We start from the raw sequence: 16052 nt of genomic DNA on the forward strand, positions 1-16052 counted from the left end.
AGCGACCACCGCTACGGGGTGTACGCGCAGGTCAGCGAGGTTGCGAGGGTCCGGAACCCCACCGTACGCCGGTCCAGTCGCTCATGGGTTCGTCAGGTGTCCCTGGACCACGGGGGCCACTCGGGCCACGATGCGCTCGATGTCCGCGGAGGCCAGCGGCTCGACCCTGATCACGTAGCGGAGCATCGCGACCCCGACCAGCTGGGCCGCCGCCAGCTCGGCGCGCAGTTCCGCGTCGGAGGCGTCGAGCCGGGCCGCGATCCGGCGCAGCAGCTGCGCGGCGACGAGCCGGCGGAAGACGGCGGCCGCGGTGTCGTTGTTCACCGCCGAGCGGACGATGGCGAGCAGCGGTGTACGGCTCGTGGGGTTCTCCCAGACGCCGAAGAAGAAGCGGGTCAGGCGTTCCCCGACGCCGTCGAGCGGTCCCTCGACGATCGTGTCGGGGGCGCCGAACGCGGGGGCCATGGCTCCCGCGACAGCCGCTTCGAAGACCTGCTCCTTGGTGCCGAAATAGTGGTGGACGAGCGCGGGGTCCACGCCGGCGGCCTTGGCGATGCCGCGCACCGACGTCTTCTCGTAGCCGCGCTCGGAGAACTCCTCGCGGGCCGCGTCGAGGATGCGGTCGCGGGTGGCGGGGCCGGCCTCCGTCTGCGTACGGGTGGGGCGTCCCCGGCCGCGGCGGGGGGCGACGTCCGTCACCTGCGGGGCACCTTCACCGCGGACGCCAGGTGGAGCCGGGTGAAGGCCAGGGCCTCCGCCAGGTCGGCCTCGCGCTCGGCGCTGGACATGGCGCGGCGGGTGTTGACCTCGATGACGACGTGGCCGTCGAAGCCGGACTGGGCGAGGTGGTCGAGCAGTTCGGCACAGGGCTGGGTGCCGCGGCCGGGGACCAGGTGCTCGTCCTTGCCGGAGCCGTTGCCGTCCGCGAGGTGCACGTGGCCGAGGCGGTCGCCCATGCGGTCGAGCATCTGGAGGGCGTCCGTGCGGGCGGTCGCGGTGTGGCTGAGGTCGATCGTGAAGTGCCGGTAGTCGTCCTTCGTCACGTCCCAGTCGGGGGCGTACGCGAGCATCTCCCGGTCGCGGTACCGCCACGGGTACATGTTCTCGACGGCGAACCGGACGTCCGTCTCGTCGGCCATCCGCCAGATTCCGGTGACGAAGTCACGGGCGTACTGGCGCTGCCAGCGGAACGGGGGGTGCACCACGACGGTGCTGGCGCCGAGCTTCTCGGCGGCGGCCTTCGCGCGCTGGAGCTTGGTCCACGGGTCGGTGGACCAGACGCGCTGCGTGATCAGGAGACACGGGGCGTGGACGGCGAGGATCGGCATCCGGTGGTGGTCGCTGAGGCGGCGGAGGGCGTCGATGTCCTGGCTGACCGGATCGGTCCACACCATGACCTCGACACCGTCGTAGCCGAGGCGCGCGGCGATCTCGAAGGCCGTCGCCGTCGACTCCGGGTACACGGACGCCGTGGACAGCGCGACCTTCGCATCCGGGATCCGCACGACTGGTTCTGCCACGAGGGACAGCGTACGGGGTGCCTTGGGCGGGTGGGTGAGGCTCGGTGGCGGTGGCCGGGACGCTCAGGTGTGCGTCCCGGGGCGGGGCCCTGCGTCCTCCGGGGCGGGGTGATCGGGCCTCGGGGCGGGGGTGGTTGGGCTCCTGCCTGGGGGTTCTCGGCCGCTCGGGTGTGGAGGGGGTGCGCGTTGCGTTCGCGGGGTTGTGAGCCTGGTCTCCCGGGGAAGTGTGGGCGAGGCCACGTGGTGTGCGGGGGCGGTATGGGGGCTTGGGGGTGTCTCTGTGCGGAGGCGGGTGCATGATCGCGCAGGTGCCGTGCGACTCCGCCGGGCCTCGGTCCGGCTCGGCCCGTACGCCCGGGCCACTCGCCGTGACAGGCGTCGACCGTGCCCGGGTGCGGGGGCGCCGTGGCTGATCGCGCAGTTCCCCGCGCCCCCTGAGTACGCCTCCGCCCGGCCCGGACCCGTACGCGCCTCGGCCACTCGCCGTGACGGGCGTCGGCCCATGCCCGGGTGCGGGGGCGCCGTGGCTGGTCGCGCAGTTCCCCGCGCCCCTGAAGACGTCTCCGCCCAGCCCGGACCCGTACGCGCCTCGGCCACTCGCCGTGACAAGCGTCGACCGTGCCCGGGTGCGGGACCGCTGTGGCTGATCGCGCAGTTCCCCGCGCCCCTGAGTACGTCTCCGCCCGGCCCCGTCCCAGCGCGGCCCGTCTGCCCGGGCCACTCGCCGTGACCGGCTGCCGGACCGCTGTGGCTGATCGCGCAGTTCCCCGCGCCCCTGAGTACGTCTCCGCCCGGCCCGGTCCCAGCGCGGCCCGAGCGTCCGCACCTCTGAGTACGTCTCCGCCCGGGCCCCAGCACCCGCTCTCGGCCCGCGCACCCGGGCCCCTGAGACGTCTCCGTCCAGCCCCGCCCCCGCTCTCCCTCGCGGTCGTTAGTTTGATTCCATTTGGTCCAGGCGGCGGAGGATGACTCCCTCTCGGAGGGCCCAGGGGCAGATTTCCAGTGTTTCCACGCCGAAGAGGTCCATGGCGCCCTCGGCGACCAGCGCGCCGGCGAGGAGCTGGCCTGAGCGGCCCGGGGAGACGCCGGGGAGTTCGGCCCGTTCGTCGGCCGTCATGGCGGTGAGGCGGGGGACCCAGTCCTCCAGGGAGCGGCGCTTCAGTTCGCGCTGGACGTACAGGCCGTCGGTGGAACGTGCCGCGCCGGCGAGGCGGGCGAGCTGCTTGAACGTCTTGGACGTGGCGACCACGTGGTCGGGGGCGCCGAACCGGCTGAACTCACCGACGGTCCGGGCGATCTGGGCGCGCACGTGACGCCGCAGGGCCCGTACGTCCGCCGGGTCCGCCGGATCGGTGGGCAGCCAGCCCGCGGTCAGCCGGCCCGCGCCCAGCGGCAGCGACACCGCAGCGTCGGGCTCCTCGTCGATGCCGTACGCGATCTCCAGGGAGCCCCCGCCGATGTCGAGGACGAGGAGCTTGCCCGCGGACCAGCCGAACCAGCGCCGGGCGGCGAGGAAGGTGAGCCGGGCCTCCTCGGCGCCGGTGAGGACCTGCAGCTCGACACCGGTCTCGGTCTGCACGCGCGCGAGGACCTCGTCGGCGTTGCTCGCCTCGCGGACGGCCGACGTCGCGAACGGGAGCAGTGCCTCGACGCCCTTGTCCTCGGCGGCCTCCAGGGCCTCCTGGACCGTTTCGATCAGTTTGTCGACACCCTCGGGGCCGATCGCCCCGCTCTCGTCGAGCAGTTGGGCGAGCCGCAGATCGGCCTTGTGCGAATGCGCGGGCAGCGGGCGGGCGCCGGGGTGGGCGTCCACCACCAGCAGATGCACCGTGTTCGAACCCACGTCGAGGACACCGAGTCTCATGTACGGAACGCTACTGCCCGCGCGGCGCTTCTCGTGGGGTGGGGCGAAAGGCCTTGTCAAAGGGTGATCTGCGGGTGACGGACGGGGCGTCCCCGGAGGGGGCCGAAGCGACTTACCCTGGACCCGTGCCAAAGACGAAAAAGGCGAAGTCCGACAAATCAGCCACGGGTTCTTCGCAGGCGAAGGCCGCGAAGTCGAAGAAGGCGGCGATGAAGAGCGACGAGAAGGGCCTCGACTTCGCTCGCGCGTGGGTGGAGTTTCCCGATCCGGCCGACGACGAGCAGATCTTCCGGTGCGATCTGACATGGCTGACCTCTCGCTGGAACTGCATCTTCGGGAGCGGCTGCCAGGGCATCCAGGCCGGCCGCGCGGACGACGGCTGCTGCACGCTGGGGGCCCACTTCTCGGACGAGGAGGACGAGCAGCGGGTCGCGGGGCACGTGGCCCGGCTCACGCCGGAGATCTGGCAGCACCACGACGTGGGTACGGAGACCGGCTGGGTCTCCGAGGACGACGACGGTGAGCGCCAGACCCGCCCGTACAAGGGCTCCTGCATCTTCCAGAACCGCCCCGGCTTCGCCGGCGGCGCGGGCTGCTCACTGCACATCCTGGCGGTGAAGGAGGGGCGCGAGCCCCTGGAGACCAAGCCGGACGTCTGCTGGCAGCTGCCCGTGCGCCGCACGTACGAGTGGATCGACCGGCCCGACGACACCCGGATCCTCCAGGTCTCCATCGGCGAGTACGACCGCCGGGGCTGGGGCCCGGGCGGCCACGACCTGCACTGGTGGTGCACGTCGGCGACGTCGGCGCACGGCGCCGGTGACCCGGTGTACGTCTCGTACCGGCCGGAGCTGGTCGAGCTGATGGGCAAGGAGGGGTACGACCGCCTGGCCGAGCTGTGCCAGGAGCGCCTCGCCGCGCAACTGCCGCTGCTGGCACCGCATCCCGCGGACCCCGTGGCCTGACACCCGGTGGCCCGACAACCCGGTGGGCCGCCCCGTCCGGCGGGGGGCCACGGCCCGTATGCCTCGCACGGGCCCGCCCTACGACGAGGGGCTCGCCGTGCCGCTGTCGCTCGGCGGGGGTGTCGAGCCGCCCGGGTCCGAGGGGGACGGGTCGCCGCCCGTCGGGGTGGGCGACGGGTCGGTCGGGCTGTCGGAGGGCTCCGGGTCGGCCGGAGGCGTCGAGACCGGAGCCGACGAGCTGGTGTCGCTCGGGGTCGGACCGGGTCCGTGGCCGTGGCCGCCGGGGTGGGACGGGCGCGCGTTCCCGTACCCGTCGATGGTGACGACCGCGCCCGCCGGGGCGACCGACACCCGCGCTCTCCAACGGCCGAGCGGCTCGTGGAGATGATCGACGTACACCTTGATCGTCAACGATTCGCCGGGGTCGAGCGTTCCCGACGCCTTGCTCAGATAGAGCCAGGCCGCGCCGGTGCGGGCCGACCAGTGGACCGGTGCGCTGCCGGACGCGGTCAGGGTGACCAGCGTGGTGTCGCCGTCGTTGCGGGCCGCCACGGACAGGTGCCCCCGGCTGCTCCCCGGGGCGCTGACGACCTCCACGGAGACGTCAGGTGAGCGGCTGCCCTTGGTGAAGCGCGAGTCGGGCCGGGAACTGGCGTTGCCCGCGTTCTCGTAGCCTCCCGCCCGGCCCGCGTCCAGGCCGTCGGGGTCCTGCGCCTCGCTCGCGGTGGCCGGCCGGCCGTCGACGCCCTCGCCCGTCAGCGGCGCGCCCCGGTACGCCGCCCACAGGGCGACGACGGGCGCGGCGACGACGGTGGCGACGATCGCGGTCGTGACGGCACGCGCGCGCAGCCGGTCGCGCCGGGCCGCGTGATCCTTGGGGTCCATCGGGAATCCGCGCCGGTCGAAGCGCGGAGCGCTGCCCCGCGCGCGGGGGGCGTGTGCCATGGCCACACGCAGGTCCGCCTGCGGGGCTTGAAGGACGGGGAGCGCGGCGGGCGTGACGCTGGTGCCGGGCCAGGTGCCGGGGACCGCGCGCTCGGCGGTACGGCGGCAGCGCGGGCAGTCGTCGACGTGCCGGACCAGTTCGCCGCGCAGGGTGGCGCTCAGGACGAGCCTGCTGTCGCCGGTGAGCCGGGCGACGCTGGGGCAGGTGCCCGTCTCGACGACGGCGAGCGCCGCACGCGTGCGTTCCACCTCGCAGGCGGCCGAGGCGAGCAGCTCGCGGGTGCCGGCCAGGTCCATGCCGAGGACGGCGGCGACCTCGTGGGCGGCGAGCTGGTGGCGGACGGCGAGTTCGAGCGCCTCGCGCTGTTCCGGGGTCGTACCGGCGGCCTCCGGCCAGGCCAGCAGGGCGAGTTCGTGGCTCCGTCGCGCCTGGGCCTCCTCCGAGAGGGGGACGGCGCTCAGTGCCTCGGCCGCGCGCCGGTCTGCCGCGGACTTGTGGGCTCCTTTGTGGGGGGCCTTGAGCTCGGCCGCCCCTTCGGCGCCGCCGGACGTGCCGAAGCCCCGGGAGTCGTTCCTCTGCCGCTTCGACGGCTTCCGCGGAGCGTGTCGCCCGGAGGCGTGCGCCGCCTGGCGCTTGCGGCGCGCCTCGGTGAGCTTGCGCAGGCAGGACCAGCGGGCCAGTGCGTAGAGCCAGGCCCTGCGGTCGGCGCCGGACTCCGGGCCGCGCGGACTGCGGCGCTCGGCGAGGGCGAGGGTGTCCCCGAGGGCGGCGGTGGCCGCGTCGTGGTCGCACAGCACGGACAGGCAGTAGGTGAACAGGCCGTCCAGGTACGGCTCGTACCGCGCGGGGGGACGCTCGGCCAGGGTGTGGGGGGTCGCGCCGCGGGGCACGGCCGCCCGCTTGCGCGCGGCTCCGTGCGCCCGGTGTGCGCCGGTGGTGTGCGTGGAGGTCTCCGGACTGCTGCTCATCACCCGTGCGACCGTAGGTGCCCGGCGGTGGCCGCTTCCTCCACCTTGAGCACATTTAATCCGTACGGGTGAAACGATCCCTCAATAGGGGACAGTGACCCCCGATCCCTGGCCTGGGCCGTCACGGGCGGCGATGGCAGTCGATGGCAGATGACCCGGCGCGAGACCACCGGAGGTTCCGTCACGCGGGGGTGGAACCGGGGCACGGGGGGCTCGGGGTGGCCGACGCGAGGGCGGGTCCGGGCGGCCGGGCGGACACCGCGGCGGGCCGCGTGGGGTGACGGCTCCGGAGGGGGCCGGGCGGCCGGGGCGGGCCGGTTCCGCCGCCGGCGGCCGGCGCGGGCCCGGTTGTCAGTGGGTCCGGCTACGGTTCGGTCATGGCTGCCCGTACGAAAACCGCGAAGGACCGGCCGTCCTACCGCTGCACCGAGTGCGGCTGGCAGACGGCCAAGTGGCTCGGCCGCTGCTCCGAATGCCAGGCGTGGGGGACGGTCGAGGAGTACGGCGCGCCCGCCGTCCGGACGACGGCCCCGGGCCGGGTGACCACCTCCGCGGTCCCGATCGGACAGGTCGACGCCCGTCAGGCCACCGCCCGCAGCACCGGCGTGCCCGAGCTGGACCGTGTCCTCGGCGGCGGCCTCGTCCCCGGCGCGGTCGTCCTCGTCGCGGGCGAACCCGGCGTCGGCAAGTCCACGCTGCTGCTGGACGTCGCCGCCAAGTCGGCGAGCGACGAGCACCGCACGCTGTATGTGACGGGCGAGGAGTCGGCCAGCCAGGTACGCATGCGCGCCGACCGCATCAAGGCGATCGACGACCACCTGTATCTCGCCGCCGAGACCGATCTGGCCGCCGTCCTCGGCCACTTGGACGCGGTGAAGCCGTCCCTGCTGATCCTGGACTCCGTGCAGACCATCGCCTCCCCGGAGATCGACGGCGCGCCCGGCGGCATGGCGCAGGTCCGCGAGGTGGCGGGCGCGCTGATCCGCGCTTCCAAGGAGCGGGGCATGTCCACCCTGCTCGTGGGCCATGTCACCAAGGACGGCGCGATCGCGGGTCCGCGCCTGCTGGAGCACCTGGTGGACGTCGTCCTTTCCTTCGAGGGCGACCGGCACGCGCGCCTGCGCCTCGTGCGCGGCGTCAAGAACCGCTACGGGACGACGGACGAGGTCGGCTGCTTCGAGCTGCACGACGAGGGCATCACCGGGCTGACCGACCCCTCGGGGCTCTTCCTGACCCGCCGCGCCGAGCCCGTGCCCGGCACCTGCCTGACCGTCACCCTCGAAGGCCGCCGCCCCCTGGTCGCCGAGGTCCAGGCGCTCACCGTGGACTCGCAGATCCCCTCCCCGCGACGCACGACGTCCGGCCTGGAGACCTCCCGCGTCTCGATGATGCTCGCCGTGCTGGAGCAGCGCGGCCGGATCAGCGCGCTCGGGAAGCGGGACATCTACTCGGCGACGGTCGGCGGAGTGAAGCTCTCCGAGCCCGCCGCGGACCTCGCCATCGCGCTGGCCCTCGCGTCCGCCGCGAGTGACACCCCGCTGCCCAAGAACCTCGTGGCGATCGGCGAGGTGGGGCTCGCGGGCGAGGTGAGACGCGTCACGGGCGTGCAGCGCAGGCTGGCCGAGGCGCACCGGCTGGGCTTCACGCACGCCCTCGTCCCGGCCGACCCCGGCAAGGTCCCTGCCGGTATGAAGGTGCTGGAAGTGGCCGACATCGGAGAGGCGCTGAGCGTGCTTCCGCGCTCGCGTCGCAGAGAGGCCCCACGGGAAGAGGAGCGGCGCCGGTAGACTTTGCCCTGGTCTCGCCCGTCCGTACGAACCGAGCGCGACCGGAAACCCGCGACCGGAGGAGTGCAGTGGCAGCCAACGACCGGGCAGCAGCTCCCGGAAAGTCCGGTGGGAGCTCCGGTGCCGATGGCCAGATGCGCGCCGCGCTCAGCGCCGTGGCACCCGGTACGGCACTGCGTGACGGGCTCGAACGGATTCTCCGCGGCAATACGGGCGGACTCATCGTGCTCGGCTCCGACAAGACCGTCGAAGCGATGTGTACGGGCGGATTCATCCTGGATGTCGAGTTCACCGCGACCCGTCTGCGCGAGCTGTGCAAGCTCGACGGCGGCATCGTGCTCGACAAGGACATCACCAAGATCCTGCGGGCGGGTGTGCAGCTGGTGCCCGACCCGACGATCCCGACGGAGGAGACGGGTACGCGGCACCGCACCGCGGACCGGGTGAGCAAGCAGTGCGGCTACCCCATCGTCTCGGTCTCCCAGTCGATGCGCCTGATCGCCCTGTACGTCGACGGTCAGCGCCGTGTCCTGGAGGACTCCGCCGCGATTTTGTCGCGTGCCAACCAGGCCCTCGCGACCCTGGAGCGCTACAAGCTCCGGCTGGACGAGGTGGCGGGCACGCTGTCCGCGCTGGAGATCGAGGACCTGGTCACCGTCCGGGACGTCTCGGCGGTCGCGCAGCGGCTGGAGATGGTGCGTCGTATCGCGACCGAGATCGCCGAGTACGTCGTGGAGCTGGGCACCGACGGACGCCTTCTGACGCTCCAGCTCGATGAGTTGATCGCCGGCGTCGAACCCGACCGCGAGCTGGTCGTCCGGGACTACGTGCCGGAACCGACCGCGAAGCGGTCCCGCACCGTCGACGAGGCGCTCTTCGAGCTGGACGCGCTCAGCCACGCGGAGCTTCTCGAACTGTCCACGGTGGCAAGGGCGTTGGGCTACACCGGCTCCCCCGAGGCGCTCGACACCGCGGTGTCCCCGCGCGGGTTCCGGCTTCTCGCGAAGGTGCCGCGCCTCCCGGGCGCGATCATCGACCGGCTCGTCGAGCACTTCGGCGGGCTGCAGAAGCTGCTCGCCGCGAGCGTCGACGACCTCCAGACGGTGGACGGCGTGGGCGAGGCCCGGGCCCGCAGTGTCCGCGAGGGCCTGTCCCGGCTGGCGGAGTCCTCGATCCTGGAGCGCTACGTCTGAGACCGACGGCCGGCCGCCGGACGGGTACACCTCGTCCGGCGGGCGCCGCGCCCTGAGCACGGGCGACGGGTGAGTCCCTCGGGGCGGCGGCGCCGCGCAGGCCCCGGCCTTCCCATCGGGAGACCGGGTCCGGCGCTCAGTCCTTCGAGAGCACGAACGACGTCTGCGCCTTGGTGAGGCCCGGAGCCTTCGCCTCGACCAGATACGTGCCGGCGGGGGCGGAACCCGCAGGGGGCGTGGCGCACTTGGGAGCGCCGGGCTTGCGGTCCCACTTCACGGTGTAGACGACCTGGTTGTGCGCCGGGACGCGGTACAGCGCGCCCGTGGAGCCCTTGGGGCAGTCGTCGGAGGCCCAGATGTCGTCGTCGCTGCCGGCCTGAGTGATCGTCAGCACCGTGTTCTTCGGGCCGAGATCGACCTTGCAGTCACTGCCCGAGGTGTTCTTGGCGATGAGCTGGATGGTGGGCCGCTCGTCGGGGGCGTACGAGTTGTGCACGCTCTTGAGCGTCAACTTGACGTAGTTCGGGGTGCAGTTGGGGAGGCTGGAACCGGCCGGGAGCTGACCGCCCGCCCCGGCGCCGCCGTTGGCGCCGTCGCCGGAGCCGCCCCCGGTGCTTCCGCCGGAACCCGCGGACCCCGAACCGTCGCCGGAGCCGTCACCGCTCCCGCCGTCGCCACTGCCGTCCCCGCCACCGCTGCCGTCGCCGGCGCTGCCGCCACCGCTCGACTCGTCCCGGCCGCCCGGGTGTTGACTGATCGCGGGGCCCGAGCCGGAGGGGCCCGGCGTGATCGAGGGCGCGGGGTTCTTCCCGTTCGATCCGCCGGAGTCGTTGCCACCACCTCCGCCGCCCGGGCCGACCACCCAGACCGTGAGCAGCGCCAACAGGGCTGCCACGGACAGCAGAACGGCCCTCCGACGCCAGTAGATGGTGGAGGGAAGCGGCCCGACCGGATTGCGCAGTGATCCCACGGCGCAAACTGTACGAGAGATCCGCCGCGCCGCCGGCCCCACCCGCCGCCCTGGCATCAACTTTTCCGGATCATCATCCCGGTCGGCGCCTTTCGGGGGACGTGGAGACGGCCGGGTGCGGTCTTTCACCACCGCCCGCCCCCGGCGTCGCCCCCACGTCCCCGCCCCCGCATGGCAGGATCGATACCGCCATGACTGCACCCACCAAGCCCACCGAAACCGCCCGGAACGCTCCCGGCGAGGACCTCCACGCGCCTGTCATCGACTGGTTCGACGAGCACGCCCGCGAACTGCCCTGGCGCCACCCCGACGCCGGACCCTGGGCGGTGATGGTCAGCGAGTTCATGCTCCAGCAGACCCCCGTCAACCGCGTGCTGCCCGTGTACGAGCAGTGGCTGGCCCGCTGGCCGCGCCCCGCCGACCTGGCGAAGGACGCCCCCGGCGAGGCCGTCCGGGCCTGGGGCCGGCTCGGCTACCCGCGCCGTGCGCTGCGGCTGCACGGCGCCGCGGTGGCCATAACGGAACGGCACGGCGGCGACGTACCGACGGAGCACGCGCAGTTGCTGGCGCTGCCCGGCATCGGGGAGTACACCGCGGCGGCGGTCGCCTCGTTCGCGTACGGCCAGCGGCATCCCGTGCTGGACACCAACGTCCGCCGGGTCTTCGCCCGTGCGGTCACCGGCGTGCAGTACCCGCCGAACGCCACCACCGCGGCCGAGCGCCGGCTCGCCCGCACGCTGCTGCCCGAGGGCGAGAACACGGCCGCACGCTGGGCGGCGGCCTCGATGGAGCTCGGCGCACTGGTCTGCACGGCGAGGAACGAGTCCTGCCATCGCTGTCCGATCGCCGCGCTGTGCGCGTGGCGGCTGGCCGGCAAGCCGGAGCACGACGGGCCGCCGCGCAAGGGGCAGACGTACGCGGGCACCGACCGCCAGGTGCGGGGCAAGCTGCTGGCCATCCTGCGCGAGGCCCATGTGCCCATTCCGCAGGCCGCGCTGGACCGCGTGTGGGAGGAACCGGTCCAGCGGGCCCGGGCGCTGGACGGACTCGTCTCCGACGGACTGGTCGAGCCGCTCGCCGGCGGTCTGTATCGGCTGCCGTCGGCATAGCCGGAGGGTCGAACCGGCACCAAGCCGGACATAAACCCACTCCGCCTTACCCAGCTCCTACATCCGTTACACAACCGACGGACAGCCGAGTGCTGGCCGCAGGCTGTCTCGGACAACCCCGTGACAACGCCTCCGTAACTTCATTGCCGTACCGCAGGGCGGCCGCGACGAGCGGCCGGGGAGCCCTCGGTCGCAGGCAACGGAGAACCGGCAGCGGGCAGGTCGGAAACGGGGATGGAGGCGGTTGATCATGGCGCACGGCGAGGTGCTCGAATTCGAGGAGTACGTCCGCACTCGACAGGACGCGCTGCTGCGCAGTGCCCGCCGTCTGGTCCCCGACCCGGTCGACGCCCAGGACCTGCTCCAGACCGCGCTCGTACGGACGTACGGCCGCTGGGACGGGATCGCGGACAAGCGGCTGGCCGACGCCTACCTGCGCCGCGTCATGATCAACACCCGCACCGAGTGGTGGCGGGCCCGCAAGCTCGAAGAGGTGCCCACCGAGCAGCTGCCGGACGCGAGCGTGGAGGACGCCACCGAGCAGCACGCGGACCGCGCGCTGCTGATGGACATCATGAAGGTGCTGGCACCCAAGCAGCGCAGTGTCGTGGTGCTGCGACACTGGGAGCAGATGTCGACCGAGGAGACGGCCGCCGCACTCGGCATGTCGGCCGGAACGGTCAAGAGCACGCTGCACCGGGCGCTGGCGCGGCTCCGCGAGGAGCTGGAGAGCAGGGACCTGGAAGAGGGCGCCGCCCGCGCGCTCGAAGCGAGTAGGGAGCGGGAGCGTTGCGCGGCCTAGGAGTTCGGGCCAGACAGGTCCTGAAGGCGGGGAGTTCGGCAGTGGCCGCGCTCGCCGCCCTCGGCCTTTTCATGACCGCCTGCGCGACGGGCGGCACCGGGGCACGCGACGAGGGCCCGGCGGGCAGTGACGCCGTCGCCAAGGGCAGTACGGCACCGGTCGGCTCCGCCTCGCCGACCAAGGCGCCCCGGCGGGTGGACGCGGTGAAGATCGTCCGGGACGATCCTGCGGTCAGCGCGGCGGTCAAGCGCGGTCTGAAGCCGTGCGTCGCCGACGAGTACCCCGTCGACGTGTCGTACGGGGACCTCACCGGGGGCGGCTCGAACGACATCGTCATCAACGTGATGACCTGCGCCGACGCGGTCGGCATCGGCTCGTACGTGTACCGCGAGCGGAACGGCCGGTACGAGAACGTCTTCAAGGCCGAGGAGCCGCCGGTCTACGCGGAGATAGACCGGGGCGACCTGGTGGTGACCCAGCAGCTGTACGAGAAGGGCGACCCCGTGTCGTACCCCTCCAGCGAGGAAGTGATCACCTACGGCTGGTCCACGGCCCGCTTCGTCGAGCGGTCCCGGATCCACAACGACTACAGCAACGCGGTGGGCGGGGCGAGTTCGGCCGCCCCCGACGCGAACTGAGAGCAGACGGAGCAGCCGGATGGCAGAGCAGACCCACGTCCTGTTCGTCGAGGACGACGACGTCATCCGCGAGGCCACACAACTCGCCCTGGAGCGTGATGGCTTCGCGGTCACGGCCATGCCCGACGGGCTCTCGGGCCTGGAGGCGTTCCGCGCCGACCGCCCCGACATCGCCCTGCTGGACGTGATGGTCCCCGGACTCGACGGTGTCTCGCTGTGCCGCCGCATCCGCGACGAGTCGACCGTCCCCGTCATCATGCTGTCCGCGCGGGCCGACTCCATCGACGTCGTGCTCGGCCTGGAGGCCGGTGCCGACGACTATGTGACCAAGCCGTTCGACGGCGCGGTCCTGGTGGCCCGGATCCGCGCGGTGCTGCGCCGCTTCGGGCACGCGAACGGCGGCCAGGGCGCGCCCGGCGAGGGGCCCGCGTCGGTGGACGGCGGTGTGCTCGCCTTCGGCGACCTGGAGATCGACACCGAGGGTATGGAGGTGCTCCGCAACGGGACGCCGGTGGCGCTGACGCCCACCGAGATGCGGCTGCTCCTGGAGTTCTCCTCCGCGCCCGGTACGGTGCTGAGCCGCGACAAGCTGCTCGAACGGGTGTGGGACTACGGCTGGGGCGGGGACACCCGCGTCGTCGACGTCCATGTGCAGCGGCTGCGTACGAAGATCGGCCAGGACCGTATCGAGACGGTCCGCGGCTTCGGCTACAAGTTGAAGGCCTGAGCAGGGTATGCGGGGGATATTTCAGCGGTCGGCGGCGGCTCCGGGCAAACGCCCGGTGCCGGGGCAGGGACCGGTTCGGGACAGACACACGGACACGGTCGTGGGCCGGGTCACGCGCCCGGCCGGCGGGCCCGGCACCAGTGCGGGCGCGGGCCGGGACACGGGCAGGATCCGCGGTCTGGGCATCGGCATCGACCGCGGCTCGGACTCGGGCACGAGCATCCGTACGGGCATCCGCTGGAAGCTCAGCACGGCGATCGCCCTGGTCGGCGCGCTCGTCGCGATCGCGCTCAGCCTCGTCGTGCACAACGCGGCCCGTGTCTCCATGCTCGACAACTCGCGCGACCTGGCGGACGAGCGCATCCAGCTCGCCGAGCGCATGTACGGGCCGGGCCGTCCGCCGCCGTTCGGCGCCAAGATCGACGACCCCTCCATCCCCGCGGACCTGCAGGAGAAGGTCGGCGAGGGCAGGCGGGCGACCTACGTCTCCGACAACGCGGCCGGGGTGCCGGACATCTGGGCCGCCGTTCCGCTCAGGAACGGACAGGTGCTGTCCTGGCACGAGCGGTTCACCGACCGCAACGCGGACGTGATGAAGGACCTCGACCAGGCGCTGGTGATCGGCTCCATCGCCGTCGTCTTCGGCGGCAGCGCGCTCGGTGTGCTCATCGGCGGCCAGCTGTCCCGCCGGCTGCGCAAGGCGGCGGCCGCCGCGAACCGCGTCGCCAAGGGCGAGACCGACGTCCGCGTCCGGGACGCGATCGGCGGCGTCGTGCTCGACGAGACCGACGACCTCGCGCGGGCCGTGGACGCCATGGCCGACGCGCTCCAGCAGCGCATCGAGGCCGAACGCCGGGTGACCGCGGACATCGCGCACGAACTCCGCACACCCGTGACGGGGCTGCTCACCGCCGCCGAACTGCTGCCTCCCGGCCGCCCCACCGAGCTGGTGCGGGACCGGGCGCAGGCCATGCGCACCCTCGTCGAGGACGTCCTGGAGGTCGCCCGGCTCGACGGCGCCTCCGAGCGGGCCGAACTGCAGGACATCATGCTCGGCGACTTCGTCAGCCGCCGCGTGGCCGCGCGGGGGGCGGACGTGGAGGTGCGCGTGGTGCACGAGTCGGAGGTCACGACGGACCCGCGGCGTCTGGAGCGTGTCCTGTTCAACCTCCTGGCGAACGCCGCCCGGCACGGGAAGCCGCCCATCGAGGTCACCGTCGAGGGTCGTGTCATCCGGGTACGCGACCACGGTCCCGGCTTCCCGGAGAAGCTCCTCGCCGAGGGCCCGAGCCGCTTCCGCACCGGCAGCACGGACCGCGCGGGCCACGGCCACGGCCTCGGCCTCACCATCGCCGCGGGCCAGGCGAGGGTGCTCGGCGCCCGGCTCACCTTCCGCAACGTACGGCCCGCGGGCGCCCCCGACGACGTACCCGCCGAGGGCGCGGTCGCCGTCCTGTGGCTGCCGGAACACGCGCCGACGAGCACGGGCAGCTACCCGATGCTGCCGCCCGCCGCGAAGTAGCGGGCGGCCGGGCGAGGCCGGACCGTCAGCTCCAGTCCCGCTCCAGGTCGAGGTCGCCCTCGCGGCGCTGGGTGAAGGAGAACCAGTTCCCGGAGTCGTCGCGGAAGAGGGCCTCCGTGCCGTACGGGCGCTCCTGCGGTTCCTGGAGGAACTCCACGCCCCGGTCCTTGAGCTTGCGGTAGTCGCCGTGGATGTCGTCGGTGCGCAGCACGCCGGCGCCGAGCGCACCCTTGGCGACCAGCTTCTTCATCATCTCGGCGGATTCGGGGTCCATGGCGGGCGGTCCCGGCACCATGAGGGTCAGCTCGACCTCGGGCTGGTCCGGAGCACCGACGGTGAGCCAGCGCATGCCGCCCTCCCCCATCGTCATGTCCGTACGGACCTCCAGACCGAGCTTCTCGGTGTAGAACTGCCGGGCCCGGTCCTGGTCGAGAACCCAGACGGTCGAGATGGCCAGCCCTTTGATCATGGTGTGCTCCAGGTGTGCGGGGTCGCGCGGCAGTGACGGGCGCGTCGTGCGTGCCCTGCCACCGTAGGCAGCCGCCGGGTCAGGGCGCTTCTCCGGAATTGCGGTCTTCCGCACCAGGGGTCGCGCGGGGCCCGTCGTCCGTGGCCCGGCCGGTACGCGCGGTGCTGCCCGGGCCCGTCCGGAAGCCGCCGGCCCAGAGCATCGCGTAGCAGCCGGGGATGAGCGCCGCGCCCCGGCCGACGTGCCGCGCCCGGTACGCGCTGGGTGTGAGCCCGGTCCACGCCTTGAAGCGCGCGGAGAACGTGCCGAGGCTGCTGAAGCCGACCAGATGGCAGACCTCCGTCACCGAGAGGTTGGCGGTGCGCAGCAGGTCCTCGGCACGGTCGATGCGCCGGTGTGTCAGGTACTGCCCCGGCGTCTCGCCGTACGCCGCCTTGAACGCGCGGACGAAGTGGTACCGCGAATACCCGGCCCGCGCGGCCAGCGCGTCCAGGTCGACGCCGGACTCGGCCCAGTCCCGGTCCATGACGTCCTTGGCGAGCCGCAGCTGCCGCATTCGGTCCACTCCCCGA

At 73.0% G+C, this 16052-nt stretch carries 15 protein-coding genes; 8 read left to right on the top strand and 7 right to left on the bottom strand.

Annotated features, from left to right (window positions below; translation table 11 throughout):
- Nucleotides 1–81 precede the first annotated feature (81 nt).
- The 3 genes from ABZT74_RS28555 to ABZT74_RS28565 all read right to left on the bottom strand — a co-directional run bounded on the left by ABZT74_RS28555 (nucleotide 82) and on the right by ABZT74_RS28565 (nucleotide 3384).
- A complete protein-coding gene (locus ABZT74_RS28555; RefSeq protein ID WP_356176049.1) occupies nucleotides 82–699 on the bottom strand; it encodes a TetR family transcriptional regulator in 618 nt (205 codons plus the stop codon).
- Entirely contained in the window at nucleotides 696–1520 is an 825-nt protein-coding gene (locus ABZT74_RS28560) for a sugar phosphate isomerase/epimerase (protein ID WP_355878672.1), read from the bottom strand. Before ABZT74_RS28560 ends, ABZT74_RS28555 begins: the two co-directional genes overlap by 4 nt.
- Before the next feature lie 931 nt (nucleotides 1521–2451).
- Complete coding sequence (locus ABZT74_RS28565) at nucleotides 2452–3384, bottom strand: Ppx/GppA phosphatase family protein (RefSeq protein WP_355878676.1); 933 nt, start codon at nucleotides 3382–3384, stop codon at nucleotides 2452–2454.
- Between the two features lie 209 nt (nucleotides 3385–3593).
- On the opposite strand from ABZT74_RS28565, the gene ABZT74_RS28570 reads away from it, so the two are divergent.
- Nucleotides 3594–4349 carry a hypothetical protein gene (locus ABZT74_RS28570; protein ID WP_356439455.1) on the top strand — a complete coding sequence of 252 codons (756 nt, stop codon included), beginning with the start codon at nucleotides 3594–3596 and terminating at the stop codon, nucleotides 4347–4349.
- A 78-nt stretch (nucleotides 4350–4427) separates the two neighbouring features.
- On the opposite strand, the gene ABZT74_RS28575 is transcribed toward ABZT74_RS28570, so the two are convergent.
- Entirely contained in the window at nucleotides 4428–6263 is a 1836-nt protein-coding gene (locus ABZT74_RS28575) for a hypothetical protein (RefSeq protein WP_356176058.1), read from the bottom strand.
- Nucleotides 6264–6640: 377 nt separating this feature from the next.
- On the opposite strand from ABZT74_RS28575, the gene radA reads away from it, so the two are divergent.
- Complete coding sequence (gene radA, locus ABZT74_RS28580; RefSeq protein WP_356176060.1) at nucleotides 6641–8050, top strand: DNA repair protein RadA; 1410 nt, start codon at nucleotides 6641–6643, stop codon at nucleotides 8048–8050.
- Between the two features lie 68 nt (nucleotides 8051–8118).
- Nucleotides 8119–9243, top strand: coding sequence for a DNA integrity scanning diadenylate cyclase DisA (gene disA, locus ABZT74_RS28585; protein ID WP_355878683.1), 1125 nt, complete (start codon nucleotides 8119–8121; stop codon nucleotides 9241–9243).
- A gap of 136 nt (nucleotides 9244–9379) precedes the next feature.
- Here disA and ABZT74_RS28590 read toward each other — a convergent pair whose 3' ends face one another.
- On the bottom strand, nucleotides 9380–10213 hold the full coding sequence (locus ABZT74_RS28590; protein ID WP_356439358.1) for a hypothetical protein: 834 nt from the start codon (nucleotides 10211–10213) through the stop codon (nucleotides 9380–9382).
- Nucleotides 10214–10404: 191 nt separating this feature from the next.
- On the opposite strand from ABZT74_RS28590, the gene ABZT74_RS28595 reads away from it, so the two are divergent.
- From ABZT74_RS28595 to cseC, 5 genes are all read left to right on the top strand, one after another.
- Nucleotides 10405–11322, top strand: a complete 918-nt coding sequence (locus tag ABZT74_RS28595) for an A/G-specific adenine glycosylase (protein WP_356439361.1) — start codon at nucleotides 10405–10407, stop codon at nucleotides 11320–11322.
- 250 nt (nucleotides 11323–11572) lie between these two features.
- On the top strand, nucleotides 11573–12124 hold the full coding sequence (locus ABZT74_RS28600; protein ID WP_164372953.1) for a SigE family RNA polymerase sigma factor: 552 nt from the start codon (nucleotides 11573–11575) through the stop codon (nucleotides 12122–12124).
- A 41-nt stretch (nucleotides 12125–12165) separates the two neighbouring features.
- Nucleotides 12166–12762: a hypothetical protein gene (locus ABZT74_RS28605; protein WP_355878693.1), complete on the top strand. Its 597-nt coding sequence runs from the start codon at nucleotides 12166–12168 to the stop codon at nucleotides 12760–12762.
- A 19-nt stretch (nucleotides 12763–12781) separates the two neighbouring features.
- Nucleotides 12782–13489: a two-component system response regulator CseB gene (gene cseB / locus ABZT74_RS28610; protein WP_355878696.1), complete on the top strand. Its 708-nt coding sequence runs from the start codon at nucleotides 12782–12784 to the stop codon at nucleotides 13487–13489.
- A 7-nt stretch (nucleotides 13490–13496) separates the two neighbouring features.
- Entirely contained in the window at nucleotides 13497–15011 is a 1515-nt protein-coding gene (cseC, locus tag ABZT74_RS28615) for a two-component system sensor histidine kinase CseC (RefSeq protein WP_356439364.1), read from the top strand.
- A 25-nt stretch (nucleotides 15012–15036) separates the two neighbouring features.
- On the opposite strand, the gene ABZT74_RS28620 is transcribed toward cseC, so the two are convergent.
- Nucleotides 15037–15480, bottom strand: coding sequence for a VOC family protein (locus ABZT74_RS28620; RefSeq protein ID WP_356439367.1), 444 nt, complete (start codon nucleotides 15478–15480; stop codon nucleotides 15037–15039).
- Between the two features lie 79 nt (nucleotides 15481–15559).
- Nucleotides 15560–16036, bottom strand: a complete 477-nt coding sequence (locus tag ABZT74_RS28625) for a helix-turn-helix transcriptional regulator (protein ID WP_356439458.1) — start codon at nucleotides 16034–16036, stop codon at nucleotides 15560–15562.
- Nucleotides 16037–16052: the final 16 nt, after the last annotated feature.

The organism is Streptomyces sp. NPDC005302 (genome assembly GCF_040607345.1).
Classification (GTDB): Bacteria; Actinomycetota; Actinomycetes; order Streptomycetales; family Streptomycetaceae; genus Streptomyces.